The 13,694-nt window shown below is 59.9% G+C and carries 13 protein-coding genes and 1 tRNA gene; 8 read left to right on the top strand and 6 right to left on the bottom strand.

From position 1 onward, the window contains the following. The first annotated feature begins 221 nt into the window (after positions 1-221). Positions 222-1,247, top strand: a complete 1,026-nt coding sequence (gene gnd, locus AC13QE_RS20300) for a phosphogluconate dehydrogenase (NAD(+)-dependent, decarboxylating) (protein ID WP_488484993.1) — start codon at positions 222-224, stop codon at positions 1,245-1,247. Between the two features lie 127 nt (positions 1,248-1,374). Here the strand turns inward: gnd and AC13QE_RS20295 are convergent, their stop codons facing one another. From AC13QE_RS20295 to AC13QE_RS20275, 5 genes are read right to left on the bottom strand one after another with little or no spacing between them, the layout of a single operon-like run. Next, the gene (locus AC13QE_RS20295) at positions 1,375-2,601 is read right to left on the bottom strand and encodes a molybdopterin molybdotransferase MoeA (protein ID WP_488484992.1); all 1,227 of its coding nucleotides are present in this window, start codon (positions 2,599-2,601) and stop codon (positions 1,375-1,377) included. A gap of 3 nt (positions 2,602-2,604) precedes the next feature. After that, on the bottom strand, positions 2,605-3,099 hold the full coding sequence (gene moaC, locus AC13QE_RS20290; RefSeq protein ID WP_015339932.1) for a cyclic pyranopterin monophosphate synthase MoaC: 495 nt from the start codon (positions 3,097-3,099) through the stop codon (positions 2,605-2,607). A 1-nt stretch (position 3,100) separates the two neighbouring features. Next, the gene (gene trpC, locus AC13QE_RS20285; protein ID WP_488484991.1) at positions 3,101-3,916 is read right to left on the bottom strand and encodes an indole-3-glycerol phosphate synthase TrpC; all 816 of its coding nucleotides are present in this window, start codon (positions 3,914-3,916) and stop codon (positions 3,101-3,103) included. A 6-nt stretch (positions 3,917-3,922) separates the two neighbouring features. Next, positions 3,923-4,945, bottom strand: a complete 1,023-nt coding sequence (gene trpD, locus AC13QE_RS20280; protein ID WP_488484990.1) for an anthranilate phosphoribosyltransferase — start codon at positions 4,943-4,945, stop codon at positions 3,923-3,925. A gap of 25 nt (positions 4,946-4,970) precedes the next feature. Next, entirely contained in the window at positions 4,971-6,863 is a 1,893-nt protein-coding gene (locus tag AC13QE_RS20275) for a peptidylprolyl isomerase (RefSeq protein ID WP_488485014.1), read from the bottom strand. 179 nt (positions 6,864-7,042) lie between these two features. Here AC13QE_RS20275 and AC13QE_RS20270 point away from each other — a divergent pair, with 179 nt between their 5' ends. The 4 genes from AC13QE_RS20270 to AC13QE_RS20255 all read left to right on the top strand — a co-directional run bounded on the left by AC13QE_RS20270 (position 7,043) and on the right by AC13QE_RS20255 (position 10,787). Then, positions 7,043-7,324, top strand: a complete 282-nt coding sequence (locus tag AC13QE_RS20270; RefSeq protein ID WP_132716720.1) for a hypothetical protein — start codon at positions 7,043-7,045, stop codon at positions 7,322-7,324. Between the two features lie 242 nt (positions 7,325-7,566). Continuing rightward, complete coding sequence (locus AC13QE_RS20265; RefSeq protein WP_488484989.1) at positions 7,567-8,031, top strand: MarR family winged helix-turn-helix transcriptional regulator; 465 nt, start codon at positions 7,567-7,569, stop codon at positions 8,029-8,031. Next, a complete protein-coding gene (locus AC13QE_RS20260; RefSeq protein WP_488484988.1) occupies positions 8,024-9,250 on the top strand; it encodes an HlyD family secretion protein in 1,227 nt (408 codons plus the stop codon). Before AC13QE_RS20265 ends, AC13QE_RS20260 begins: the two co-directional genes overlap by 8 nt. Next, on the top strand, positions 9,243-10,787 hold the full coding sequence (locus AC13QE_RS20255; protein WP_132716600.1) for a DHA2 family efflux MFS transporter permease subunit: 1,545 nt from the start codon (positions 9,243-9,245) through the stop codon (positions 10,785-10,787). The genes AC13QE_RS20260 and AC13QE_RS20255 overlap by 8 nt, the downstream gene beginning before the upstream one ends. A gap of 174 nt (positions 10,788-10,961) precedes the next feature. Here AC13QE_RS20255 and AC13QE_RS20250 read toward each other — a convergent pair whose 3' ends face one another. Continuing rightward, complete coding sequence (locus AC13QE_RS20250; protein WP_488484987.1) at positions 10,962-11,558, bottom strand: DNA-3-methyladenine glycosylase; 597 nt, start codon at positions 11,556-11,558, stop codon at positions 10,962-10,964. 414 nt (positions 11,559-11,972) lie between these two features. Here AC13QE_RS20250 and AC13QE_RS20245 point away from each other — a divergent pair. The 3 genes from AC13QE_RS20245 to AC13QE_RS20235 all read left to right on the top strand — a co-directional run bounded on the left by AC13QE_RS20245 (position 11,973) and on the right by AC13QE_RS20235 (position 13,655). Next, positions 11,973-12,062 (top strand) — tRNA-Ser (locus AC13QE_RS20245). Positions 12,063-12,166: 104 nt separating this feature from the next. Beyond that, complete coding sequence (locus AC13QE_RS20240) at positions 12,167-12,790, top strand: flavodoxin family protein (protein WP_132716598.1); 624 nt, start codon at positions 12,167-12,169, stop codon at positions 12,788-12,790. Next, positions 12,783-13,655: a sigma-70 family RNA polymerase sigma factor gene (locus AC13QE_RS20235; RefSeq protein WP_488484986.1), complete on the top strand. Its 873-nt coding sequence runs from the start codon at positions 12,783-12,785 to the stop codon at positions 13,653-13,655. The genes AC13QE_RS20240 and AC13QE_RS20235 overlap by 8 nt, the downstream gene beginning before the upstream one ends. The last annotated feature ends 39 nt before the right edge of the window (positions 13,656-13,694 follow it).

Genomic DNA, 13,694 nt, shown 5'->3' with positions numbered 1-13,694 from the left:
CGAACGGGAAGCAAAATACAGCTTTCCTCCAAGCCGGCAAAGCGCGATCATGGAGAAAAGCGGGGGGCTTCGGCATGCGAGATCACGGATGCGTGAGCATACGCATTTTTCTCCGCTCCATGGCTCCTGCATAGCTCTCCCGTCATTTGTTCATTGGAAAATATTGCGAAATATCTCTATGCAGTATTCAAACGATTGAAACCGTCCTAGGAGACTGAAACATGCAAATCGGAATGATTGGCCTTGGCCGTATGGGCAACAACATGGTGCAGCGCCTAATGCGAGGCGGTCACAGCGCCGTTGTTTTCGATGCGCGCCCGGAAAGCATCGCCGGGCTTGAACAGCTCGGCGCCACCGGCAGCAAGTCTCTTGCGGATTTCGTATCGAAACTTGTAAAGCCTCGCGTCGTCTGGCTGATGTTGCCGGCGGCAATCGTCGATCAGGAACTGGCGGCGATCGTCCCGTTGCTGGAAGAGGGCGACATCGTCATCGATGGCGGCAATTCCTATTATCACGACGATATCCGCCGTGCCGAAGAGCTGAAGCCGAAGGGCATCCACTATGTCGACGTCGGCACCAGCGGCGGTGTTTTCGGCCTTGAGCGCGGCTATTGCCTGATGATCGGCGGCGAGAAGGATACAGTCCAGCATCTGTCGCCGATCTTCGCAACGTTGGCCCCTGGCGTCGGTGACGTCGCTCCGTCGGCCATGCGCTCGGAAGAGGCTGCCAAGAAGAGCACGGCAGAGCAGGGCTATCTGCATTGCGGCCCATCCGGCGCCGGCCACTTCGTCAAGATGGTCCATAACGGCATCGAATATGGCCTAATGGCCGCCTATGCCGAAGGCCTGAACGTGCTGCGCCATGCCAATATCGGCAAGCAGGACGCCGAGAAGGACGCTGAAACCGCGCCGCTCTCGCATCCGCAATACTATCAGTATGATCTCGACATTGCTGAAATTTCCGAAGTCTGGCGTCGCGGCAGCGTGATCACCTCCTGGCTGCTCGACCTCACGGCCGACGCGCTGCATGGCGACGCAGCCCTTTCGCAATATGCCGGCCGCGTTTCCGACTCGGGCGAAGGGCGCTGGACGATCTCGGCTGCGATCGACGAAGGCGTTCCGACGCCGGTGCTGAGCGCTGCGCTTTACGGCCGTTTTGCTTCGCGTGGCAATGACGATTACGCCAACAAGGTTCTCTCCGCCATGCGCGCCGGCTTCGGCGGCCACCATGAGAAGCCGGTCAAGTAATTGATTGGCCTATCGATCTGATGATTGCGAGCCGGGTGGGTCGAACCTCCCGGCTTTTTCTTGTCCGCTTTTGTTATCTTAATGCTTCCAGCAGGAAAGCGGCGCCAAGCACTTCCCTCGGGTAACTTCAGCCCAGCAGATCGGGTCGCAGAACCATGATTGGAGTGGGCGAGCCTATATCAAGCTGCGGCGCATGGGGCGGGCGGACGACCAGGCAGTCGGCGCGCGAAAAGACTTTCATCATCGACGAATCCTGCTTCGAAAAGGGCTCGGCGAGCCAGCCGCCGTCGGCAGCTTTCGTCAGTGTTGCGCGCACATAATCCTGTCGCTGATCGTTGGCGGCAAAGGGCACGGCGGCGCGCGCAATGCCTTCACGCTTTATCACGGGCAGGGATGCGAGCTTTCTTATCAACGGCTCGAGAAAGAGCAGGCCACAGACAAGGCTGGAAACGGGATTGCCGGGAAGGCCGAGGACATGCATGTCGCCAAGGCTGCCGACCATCAGTGGCTTGCCAGGGCGCATGGCGATGCGCCAGAAATCCAACTTCATGCCGGCTGATATCATCGTTGCCTGCACCAGATCGTGATCACCGACAGAGGCGCCGCCGAGCGTGACGATGATGTCGGCTTTGGCCACCTGCGCCCGACCGATAGCAGCGGTGATCTCGTCGCTGTCGTCGGCGACAATGCCGAGATCGAGCACATGCGCGCCGGCATTGCGCGCGAGTGCGGCAATGCCAAAGGTGTTCGAGGCAATGATTTGCGATGGCCCTGGTTCATTGCCCGGCGCGACGAGTTCGTCGCCGGTCGCGAGAATCGCCACAAGCGGCCGGCGATAGACATCCAATGCCGGATGATTCATGGCCGCGGCGACCGTAAGGCGCGAAAAGTCCATCACGGTACCGGCGGGAAGCACGGCTTCGCCTTCCAGGAAATCCTGTCCGCGCGGGCGTATGTGCTGCCCCTTGCGCAAGGGGTAGCTGGTTTTGATACGATCGCCGTCTAGCCGTATGGCGTCTTCCTGCAGGAGAACCGAATCGGCGCCCGTGGGAACGGGAGCACCGGTGAAAATGCGAACCGCTTCGCCTTTGCCGACGCTACCATCGAAGGCGTGGCCAGCGGCAGAGGCACCGATGACCTGCAGCTCCGAACCCGGCATTGCCGCATCATCGAAGCGCAGCGCGTAACCATCCATCGCCGAAGCGTCGAAAGGCGGCTGTGTCAGGCAGGCCGTCAGATCTTTGGCCAGAACCCGGCCTTCGGCCATATCGAGCGGAACGCTTTCAACACGATGGATCGGCGCTGCACTGTCCAATAGGCGCGCCTGCGCTTCGGCAACGGGCAATAGGCTCATATGTCAGGCCCCCGGATGGCGGAAATCCCCCGATTTGCCGCCGGATTTCTCCAATAGAGTGATACCGCCGATTTCCATGCTGCGATCGGCGGCCTTGGCCATGTCGTAGATCGTCAGGCAGGCGACGGAAACCGCCGTCAATGCTTCCATCTCGACGCCGGTGCGGCCGGTCAGTTTTGCCGTCGCGGTGACACGCAGGCCGGGCAGGGCGGCATCCTCTACGATGTCAACGGCAACCTTCGTCAACATGAGGGGATGGCAGAGCGGAATGAGATTGCTGGTCTGCTTCGCTGCCATGATGCCGGCAAGCCGCGCCGTGCCGATGACATCACCCTTCTTGGCGTTGCCCTCGCGGATCAGCATCAGGGTCTCCGGCTTCATCCTGACGTAGCCGGTCGCGGTGGCGCTGCGTGCCGTCTCGGCCTTGTCGCCGACATCGACCATATGCGCTTCGCCCGAAGCGTCGATATGCGTAAGACCAGCCTTCTCGGTGCTCATTTCACTCAGCCGCCAGAATGCCGGTTTCGCCGTTCAGCAGCAGTTTGGTTGCCGCCGTCACATCATCCTTGCGCATCAGGCTCTCCCCGACGAGGAAGGTGCTGATACCCACGGCCTCGAGGCGCTTGCAATCGGCATGCGTGAAGACTCCGCTTTCGCCGACCAGCAGCCGATCCTCTGGCACCATGGGTGCCAGGTTCTCGCTGACCGTCAAGCTGACTTCGAAAGTGCGCAGATTGCGGTTGTTGATGCCGATCAGCGGGGAGGAGAGTTTTAGCGCACGCTCCATCTCTTCGGCGTCGTGCACCTCGACCAGCACGTCCATGCCGAGGCTGAATGCCTCGTCCTGAAGACGCTCGGCATCATCATCCGAAAGCGAGGCCATGATGAGGAGGATGCAATCGGCACCCCAGGCACGAGCTTCCTGTACCTGATAGGTGTCGAACATGAAGTCCTTGCGCAGTGCCGGCAGCGAGCAGGCCGCGCGGGCAGCCGTCAGGAATTCCGGAGCGCCCTGGAAGCTGGGCGTATCGGTCAACACCGAAAGGCAGGCGGCACCGCCTGCTTCATAGGCCTTGGCGAGGGCAGGCGGGTCGAAATCGGGGCGGATCAGGCCCTTGGATGGGCTTGCCTTCTTGATCTCGGCAATCAGGCCGAAAGCGCCGGCATCCTTTTTGGCGAGCAGCGCCTTATGGAAACCACGCGGCGCGGACTGTCCGGCCTGCATCGCCTTGAGGTCGCCAAGGGAAAGCCTGGCCTTGGCAGCGGCGATTTCCTCGCGCTTGTAGGCCTCGATCTTTTGAAGGATATCGGTCATGACGTCCTAGTCCTGTTCTTCCTCGTTGGAAACGGCGATAAGCTTTTCCAACGCAACGGCGGTGGCGCCGCTATCGAGCGAATGGGCCGCGAGCTTCATGCCATCATGAAGCGTTTCCGCCTTGCCGGCAATGACCAGCGAGGCCGCCGCATTGGCAAGGGCGATGTCGCGATAAGCGTTCTTTTCGCCGGCGAGCACGGCACGAAGGGCCGCAGCATTGGCAACGCCGTCGCCACCCTTGAGATCGGCAAGGTCGGCATGCTGCAGGCCGAAGTCGGCCGGTGTCAGCTCAAAAGTGCGGATCTTGCCATTCTCAAGTGCTGCGACGGAGGTCTTGCCGGTCGTGGTGATTTCGTCCAGACCGTCGCCGTGCACGACCCAGACGCTTTCCGCATTGAGATCCTTCAGCACCTCGGCCAACGGCAGCACCCATTGCGGCGCGAAGACGCCCAGCAGCTGGCGACGGGCGCCAGCAGGGTTGGACAAAGGCCCAAGCAGATTGAAGATCGTCCGCGTGCCGAGTTCGACGCGCGAGGGACCGACATGGCGCATGGAGGAATGATGCAGCTGCGCGAACATGAAGCCGATGCCGGCTTCCCGAATGCAGCGGGCGATCGTCTCCGGCCCGATATCGAGCTTGATGCCCAACACGGATTGCGTATCGGCGGTGCCGGCCTTGGAGCTCTGGGCGCGGTTGCCATGCTTGGCCACGGGTACGCCTGCGCCGGCGACGATGAATGCGGCCAGCGTCGAGATATTATAGGTTCCGACACCGTCGCCGCCTGTTCCGACGATATCGATGGCATCGGTCGGGGCTTTCACCGGCAGCATCTTGGCACGCATCGTGGTCACGGCGCCGACGATTTCGTCGACGGTTTCGCCGCGCACGCGCAGAGCCATCAGGAATGCGCCGATCTGAGACGGCGTGGCCTCACCCGACATCAGGATTTCGAATGCCTGCCGGGCTTCATCCCGCGTCAATGCCTCGCGATTGGCGACCTTGGCGAGAAAAGGCTTCAATTCGCTCATCGACTATCCATCCTCCCGACCGAGTCTAGCGGGACATCGCCTGTTCGGCGAGGCTCTGGTTGACCGTGACGGTATATTTGCCCTGCAGCTGGCTGACCATCTGATCGAGAATGTCGTCGCCGGCGGCGTTGGCGATCTGGGCAACCTGCTGATCGTCGTTGCTCAGCGCATCGGTCGTCGGATTGTCGTTGACATCGGTGACCTTGAGCAGGATCTGCGTGGTGTCATCGGCGCCGACGGCGCTTCCGGCCGTATCGACTGGACCGGAGAAAGCTGCAGCGATACCGCCGCGACCCAAAACCGGATCGTCCGTCGAGCGGGTGATGCCGCTCTTGCTTTCAACAGCGATACCAAGCGGCGCGGCGATATCGGCAAGCGACTTGCCCTTCTGCGCTTCCTGCTTCAGCTCGACTGCCTTGGCAGCGAGCGCAATCTTCTGCTGTTCGGCAGTCCAGTCGGCAACGGCTTTTTCGCGCACTTCCGCAAGCGGACGATCGTGATCGGGCGTGATGTTCGTCACATCGTACCAGATATAGCCATCATTGCCGACCGTCAGAGGAGCGGGGTTGCCGCCCTGATCGGCCTTGAAGACTTCCGAAAGCAGCTGCTGGCGGGCCGGAAGGTCCTTGATCTCTTTGCCATTCTGATCAAGGCCATTCTGATCGATCGAATCAACGGTGACGAGTTTAAGCTTAAGCTGCGATGCCGCATCCTGCAGCGATGCGCCGGAGCCGCGCAGGTCTTCGAACTTGTCGTGAACGCTGGTGATCTCGTTTGCGGCGTTGCTGAGCGCAATCTGCTTGCGAATATCTTCCTTAACGTCGTCGAAATTCTTCGCCGTTTCGTTCTTCACATTGGTCACGCGCAGGATCACCGGGCCGAACGAACCTTCGACAACGGGAGTGGTGCCGCCTTCCTTGGAAACGGCGAAGGCTGCTTCGGCAACGGTCTTATCCGGAACCTGATCCTTGGTGAAGGTGCCGAGCAGCACGTCGGAAGGCTTCTTGCCCTGGTCGGAGACGAGCTGATCGAAGGTGGTCCCCGTCTTCAGCGCATCGGCTGCGGCATTGGCGAGATCCTTGTTGGCGAAGGTCAGCTGCTCGATCGTGCGGGTTGCGGGCGTGGTGAAGCTATCCTTGCGCTTGTCGAACTGCGCACGCACTTCGTCATCCGATACGCTGGCAGTGTCGGCGATATCTTCGGCCTGCAACTTCACAAAAGCGAACTTGCGATATTCCGGCGCGCGGTATTTCGACTTCACGCCATCGAACCACTTCTGCAGCACGTCGTCGGCCGGGGCCTTGACGGGATCGATATTGGCGTTGGTCAGCAATAGGTAATCGATGCTGCGGGTCTCGTTGTGATATTGCTTGACGGCATCGACAAGGACTGTCGGTGCGGTAAAGCCGTTCGATATGGCCTCGACAATCTGGCCACGGATCGCGACCTTGCTGCGCTCCTTGATGTAATCATCGGGCGATATGTTGCTGTTGTGCAGCAGCAGGTCGAATTTCTGGCGGTCGAAAGCGCCATTCGTTGCTTTGAAAGCAGGATCGTCGCCGATCAGCTTGGCCAGCCGATCCTGCGAAAGACCGAGCCCCATATCGGCGGCAAGTTGATCGAGGGAAGCGCCGGCGACCAGCTGTGACACCGTCTGCTGCCCGATACCGAAGGCGCGCGCCTGTTCCGGCGTGATTTGCATGCGCAACTGCTGACTGATCGCCTGCATCTGTCGACGATAGGCGAGACGGAATTCATTGGTATCGATATGCTGATCGCCAACCGTGACAACCGTATTGCTGCTGCCGCCGGTGATGAGGGACCGCTCGACACCCCATACACCAAAGGCTGCCGCAAGAAGAAGCAACAGGCCCTTGGCAAGCCAGGTCTGGGCGATTTTTCTCAGCACGTCGAACATCGGAAAGCAAACCTCGTCATCATCAAGTCTTCGCACGCGGCGAAACAATCGGAGTTCCTTAGAACAATCCGAACCGGAATTGAAGAGCCAGTGGGGAAATCGCCCGATGAGGCGCAGCTATGCCGGAACCTTTGATAGGCGACGGCGTTTTAGCAACGAGAAAACATGAGGAGTACATGATGGCAGACACGAAATCAGCTTCCACTCTCTCATCTTCGGCGCGGGCGCAGACGGAAACGGCAATGGAAGATCTTGCCGCCCAGGTTGCAGCATTGCGGGAAGATTTGGCAAAGCTTTCGCAGAGCGTGGCAGCCGTAGGGCAGGGAGCGAAGTCTGTCGTCACGGAAGAAGCCCAGGAACTTACCGAGCAATTGCGCGAACGCGTTCGCGAGGAGCCGATTTTCATGGTCGTCGCGGCAGCCGGGCTCGGCTATCTCATCGGCCTGCTGAATCGCCGCTAGCCAGGCTGGCTCTCTCAATTTGCAAAACTGCAGAAGGCGCAGCCGAGTGAGCTGCGCTTTTTTTATTGAACGTTAGAGGCCTTTGTTGGCGCTTCGTTCATACCTGGCTCAAAACGCCACCGGCGGCTGCGACATCTTGTGCCATCGCCATTTGTTGATCACATAACCCCTTGTATCGCATGCGCGCTTACTATACGTAGCAATCATTATAAGGTTGCTTATGAATAGCAGGCTTCTTATAGATGAGTTCGACACCTACTCTCGGCTTTCTTCTCCATGACGTTGCCCGGCTTCTTCGGAAGCGATTCGAGCAGCGCGCAAAAGATCTGGGCCTGACACGTTCGCAATGGCAGACGCTCGCCTACCTCGCAAACAACGAAGGCATTCACCAGGCTGGCCTGGCCGAAATGCTGGAAATCGAGCCGATCACCTTGGTTCGCATCCTCGATAAGCTCAGCGAACGCGGTCTGGTGGAGCGTCGGCAGCATCCAAACGATCGAAGAAGCTGGCTGCTCTACATGCGCGACGAAGCCCGACCATTGATGGACACGATGCGCGGTATGGGCGACCTGACACGCAGGGAAGCGCTCGAGGGAGCCGCGCAGGAGGATCAAGAACGCCTCTACGAATTGCTTATCCTTATGAAATCGAACCTGATTAGCGCCTGCCGTTCAAAGGCAGTCGACAAAGAGTTACAACATGGCTGAAGCTTCTTCCTCAATCCGCGTACCCGCGAATGCAAATTCCGCTGAACAGACTGAGGCCCCGGTGGCGGAGGCCCCGTCCTCCAATCCCTCACCACAGCCGGCGGCGGCTGCAGCGGCGGCACCGGTCTCGCCCCCAGAAATGCCTCGCAAGCGCCGCAAGCTGACGCGACCGGTGCTATTTGCACTGCTGCCTGTCGCGCTCGTCGTCGGCGGCTATTACTACGTCACCGGCGGGCAGATCATGTCGACGGACAATGCCTATATCCAGGCCGATATGGTTGGTGTTTCCACCGACGTTTCCGGCACGGTGATATCGGTCGACGTGCGTGAAAACGAAGTGGTGAAGAAAGGGCAGGTGCTCTTCCGCCTGAAGCCTGATTCGTTCCGGATCGCACTGGACGGCGCGAAGGCGCAGCTCGGCAATGCCAGAAACCAGATCCTGAATCTGCAGGCGAGCTACAAGCAATCCCTGGCGGAAATCGCACAGGCGCAGGCCGATATTCCGTATTACCAGACGGAACTCGACCGCCAGCAGAACCTGATCACCAATTCGGTCGCTTCCAAGGCAGCTCTCGACCAAGCCAGACACAATCTCGAAGCGGCACAGCAGAAGGTATTGGTCGCAAAGGCCACGGCCGCCGCGACCCTTGCACAGTTGGGCGGTGAAGGCGCTGCCGATCTGCCTGCGGAACAGAACCCGCTTTATCTGCAGGCCAAGGCCGCAGTCGACAATGCGCAGCGCGAACTTGACGATACCGTGGTTAGAGCTCCCTTTGACGGAGTGACCGCCAATGTTCCCTCCCTGCAGGTCGGCGCTTATCTAACCTCGTCCCAGCCTGGTTTTTCGCTGGTTTCGACCACGCATATGTGGATCAATGCCAGCCCGAAGGAAACCGAGCTGACCTATGTGCGATCCGGCCAGAAGGTCGATATCTCTGTCGATGCCTATCCGGGTGTGACGTGGAAGGGTACGGTCGCCAGCATTGCGCCGGCATCCGGCTCCAGCTTCTCGCTTCTGCCGGCACAGAACACGACCGGCAACTGGGTCAAGGTTGTCCAGCGTATGCCGATGATTATCAGTATCGACGATACGGCGGGCAAGCCGCCGCTGCGCGTCGGGATGAGCGTCGTCGCCGATGTCGACACTGGCCACGCCCGCGGCTTACCTGATTTCATCACCAACCTGCTGGGCCGCCCAGGCGGTCAGGATCATGAGTAACGCCACCACCGCCTCGCCATCGGCGCCAGTCGCCAACCGCGGTGCGATCACCGCCTGCGTCATCCTGTCTGTCATCATGCAGGCGCTGGACACCACCATCGCCAACGTCGCCCTGCCGCATATCCAGGGCGACGTTTCGGCCAGCGCCGACCAGATCAACTGGGTCCTGACATCCTATATCGTTGCAGCGGCGATCATGACGCCGCCTTCCGGTTTCCTTTCGGCAAAATTCGGCCGCAAGCGGGTCTTGCTGGTCGCTATCGCCGGCTTCGTCGTCGCCTCCGTTTTGTGCGGCCTGTCTGAATCGCTGATCCAGATCGTTGGTTTTCGCCTGTTGCAGGGCCTGTTCGGCGCCTCGCTCGTACCGCTGTCGCAAGGCATTCTGCTCGATATCTACAGTGTCGAGGAACGCGGCCGCGCCATGGCGTTGTTCGGCGTCTCGGTCATGGTCGGGCCGGTGCTGGGTCCCGTCATCGGCGGCTGGCTGACCGACAATATCAGCTGGCGCTGGGTGTTCTACATCAACGTACCGATCGGCGCGCTCGCCTTCTTTGGCATCGTCGTCTACGTGACGGAAACCAAGCTCGATGCACTCGCCAAGCTCGATTGGTTCGGCTTCGGCATGCTCTCGATCGCGATTGCGGGCCTGCAGCTATTCCTCGACCGCGGCGAGCAGCTCGACTGGTTTTACTCGACCGAGATCATCATCGAGGCGCTCGTCTGCGTCAGCGCCTTCTATCTCTTCCTGGTGCACATGTTCACGGCCGAGCGAAGCTTCGTCAATCCGCGGCTTTTCATGGACCAGAACTTTGCCGTCAGCATCCTGTTCATCTTCATCGTCGGCGTGACCTATCTGGCATCGCTGGCGCTGATGACGCCCTATCTACAGACATTGATGGGCTATCCGGTCGTCACTGCCGGCATCGTCATGGGACCGCGCGGCCTCGGCACCATGTTCTGCATGTTCCTTGTGGGGCGCCTGATCGGCAAGATCGACACACGCTGGCTATTGTTTATCGGCCTCGCGCTGACGGCCTGGGCCATGTACGACATGACGGGCTGGACGCCGGATGTTTCACAATGGACGCTGATATCGGTCGGCTTCGTTCAGGGTGCCGGCCTCGGCTTCCTCTTCGTGCCCTTGACCACTATCGCCTTTGCGACGCTGCCGGCGCAGATGCGCGGCGAGGGGACTGGCCTTTACAATCTCTCGCGCAACATCGGCTCCAGCGTTGGCATTTCGGTCGTCTCGATGCTGATTACCGAGAACACACAGGTCAACCATGCCAACATCGCCGCCTATGTCACGCCATTCAACCGTTATTTCGACCTCACGGCCGCGCAGGGCGTGAGCCCTATGACGGCAGTCGGCCGGGCGACGCTCGACGGCATGATCACGACGCAGGCGACCATCATCGCCTATATCGACGACTTCAAGCTGCTGATGCTGATGTCGATCTTCGCCATGCCGCTGCTGGTGCTCCTGCGCAAGCCGAAGGCACCACCGGCGGTCGACCACAGTGTCGCGATGGAATAGAGCGTTTCCAGGAAAGTGCGAAGCGGTTTTCCGTCCGGAATGCGTTGAGAAATCATAGGACAAGCGTTTCGCGATTCGATGGAGAGCGGAAAAGCTTGCCACGCAGCCTTTCCAGTTTCACTGCGTGGCCAGACGACCGCCGGGCACCACCCCGGCGGTCTTTTTTAACCAGGCTTACGGGAAACGGCGGCTGACGAAGCGCGAGCCAGCAGCACCGAAGCGCCAGAGCGGATCGATATTCTTCGTGATGCCGATGCGCTTGCCTGAGACGATCGGCACCGGTTCCGCCCGAGACAACGAAAATGGTGCCGCATCCAGCGAGCGACCGTCGAGGCTTATATCGATAGCAAGCGCCTGCGAAAGCTTTCCCGGCCCGTTGCAAAGCGAGACGATGTCGGCCAATCCCCGCCGCCGGATCATGTCTTCAATGCCGTTTTCCGGCTCGATCGCCCGAATGAGCACGGCGCTCCCCTTGGTGCAAACGAAATTCAAACACCAGTGAATGCCGTAGGAGCGGTAGACATAGACATGGCCGGCCGGTCCGAACATGGCCGCATTGCGCGGTGTCGGCCCGCGATATGCATGGGACGCCTCGTCATCGGGCCTATAGGCTTCCGTCTCAACGATACGACCGCCTATCCCCGCAACCGTGAAACGCATTCCGATTAACTCCGACGCGACCACGATGGCATCTCGACTAAAAAAAGCGGTGAGGGCAGGGCCGGCGAGTGGCTTGGTGCCGAGCGAGAGGGAATGATCGTCTGAAGTCATGGGAGGAAACTATCCCGGATAGCCGAAGCCATCAACAGGACGCCGAACATCAAGTGCTTGGTGCGACGTGCTGACAATTGACAAAAACTAAGTATGACTTATTAATTGCTTGCTTCAGTCAGATTTGACCCCTGACCTGGCGAAGGTGGCCGGCCCTTTCCAGCGGCCGGGCCACCTTATTTTTTAGCGCGCTGACGACATGAATTCCCCACAGCGCCATCTGAACCGACCGACATTCCTCAATTGCCATTCCAGCCGACCTCGAGAATGCGAGGGAGCTAGGCGGAACAAGTTGACGCGGCGACCAAAGCTGCTAAAAAGCCAGCCGTCGAGTGATTGGGCAGAAAACCGGTAGCCACACCCGGTTTCGAAAAATCAACGCTGCTTAGATTTTTCAGGCCTTTTCAGTTGCTTGGAAGAGTGTCCGAGTGGTTTAAGGAACCGGTCTTGAAAACCGGCGTGCGGGAAACCGTACCGTGGGTTCGAATCCCACCTCTTCCGCCAAAGGGCTTTCCCAATTTTTGCGTTCTCGTAAAATCCAGGCACGTCACAATCCGCGCCGGTGCCTTGTCATGTCCTTCGCAACACTAAATTCGAAGGAGATGACAATGATCCGGCGGGGCATCGCAATCGTGTATCATAGCGGCTACGGACATACCGGCCGGCAGGCCGAGGCCGTCAGGGCAGGGGTCGAAGAGGTTGATGGCGCGGAGGCGATAGTTGTGAGCGTGGAGAGGGTGGAGCACCATTGGGATGATCTCAATGCGGCGCAGGCCATCATCTTTGGCTCGCCGACCTATATGGGAGCGGTCTCCGCGCCATTCAAAGCATTCCAGGAAGCGACGTCGAAGACCGTTCTTGCGAGGGGCTATTTGTGGAGGGACAAGATCGCGGCTGGTTTCACTACCTCGGGGTCACGATCCGGTGACAAGCTTTCGACGCTGATGCAGATGGTAATTTTCGCAGCCCAGCATGGAATGCATTGGGTCGGTCTCGATCTGCCGCCGGCCAATTGCTCCTCGACGGGCACGGAAGAAGACATGAACCGCCTCGGCTTCTGGCTTGGCGCGGCAGCGCAGGCGAATACGGACGAAGGGCCGGAGACCGCGCCGCCCGCATCCGATCTCGCCACAGCCCGCCATCTCGGCCGTCGGGTGGCGCTCACGGCGCTGCAGTTTGCCCGTGGCCGCGGGGCCAATCCATTCGCGCGCGAGTTTGCTGCCAATGAATGAGGTTACGCCCGACCCGATCTTCTCCGAGCTGCGTCCGCGCCTTGTCAGGCTTGCCTATAGAATGCTCGGATCGGTCGCCGATGCCGAGGATATCGTGCAGGATAGCTGGCTGCGCTGGCTGGCAACCGATCGCACCTCGGTCCGCGAACCGGGGGCATTCCTGCGGACTATCGTTAGCCGGCTTTGCCTGAACGAGTTGAAATCGGCCCGCCGCCGCCGGGAATCCTATGTGGGCTCCTGGCTGCCGGAGCCTATCTTCGATCCGGAGGACGGCGATGCCGCTGACGATATAACCATGCCGCTGATGCTGGCCTTGGAGCGTCTTTCGCCTTTGGAGCGGGCCGCCTTTCTCCTGCATGACGTATTCGGCATGAATTTCGATGAGATCTCCTCGGCAATTGGTCGCGAAGCGGCCGCCTGTCGCAAGCTTGCAAGCCGGGCGCGGGCGCATGTCACCGAGGCCCGGCCGCGCTTCGCCATCGGCAAGGAAGAAGGCCTCAAGCTTGCCACGGCCTTCTTCACGGCGTCGAGAACGGGTGACATGGCCTCTCTTCAAGCGCTGCTTTCGGAGGATGTCATTGTCCATGCCGACGGCGGCGGCAAGGTGCCGACATCGCAGCGACCACATATCGGGCTTCCTGCCACCATGCGGCTTCATGAGCAGCTGGCACAAATCTTCCGGGCACAGCCCTCGCAACTGATCCGCTATGCGATCATCGACGGCTTGCCAGGCTTCGTGACGACAGAGGGCGGCAACATCGTGCAGACCACTGCGCTGCAGATCGAGCGGGAAAAGGTCGTTGCCATCTATTGCACCCGCAACCCGGACAAGCTGAAGCACATTATCGAGGCGCTGTCGCATTGATGGTTGACGTCGCGAGGACGCAGATGCGAAATCCGCATC

The organism is Martinezella sp. CNPSo 3957 (assembly GCF_057784395.1).
The sequence above is the reverse complement of the archived record's forward strand: the minus strand, read 5'-3'. Positions and strand labels throughout refer to the sequence as shown.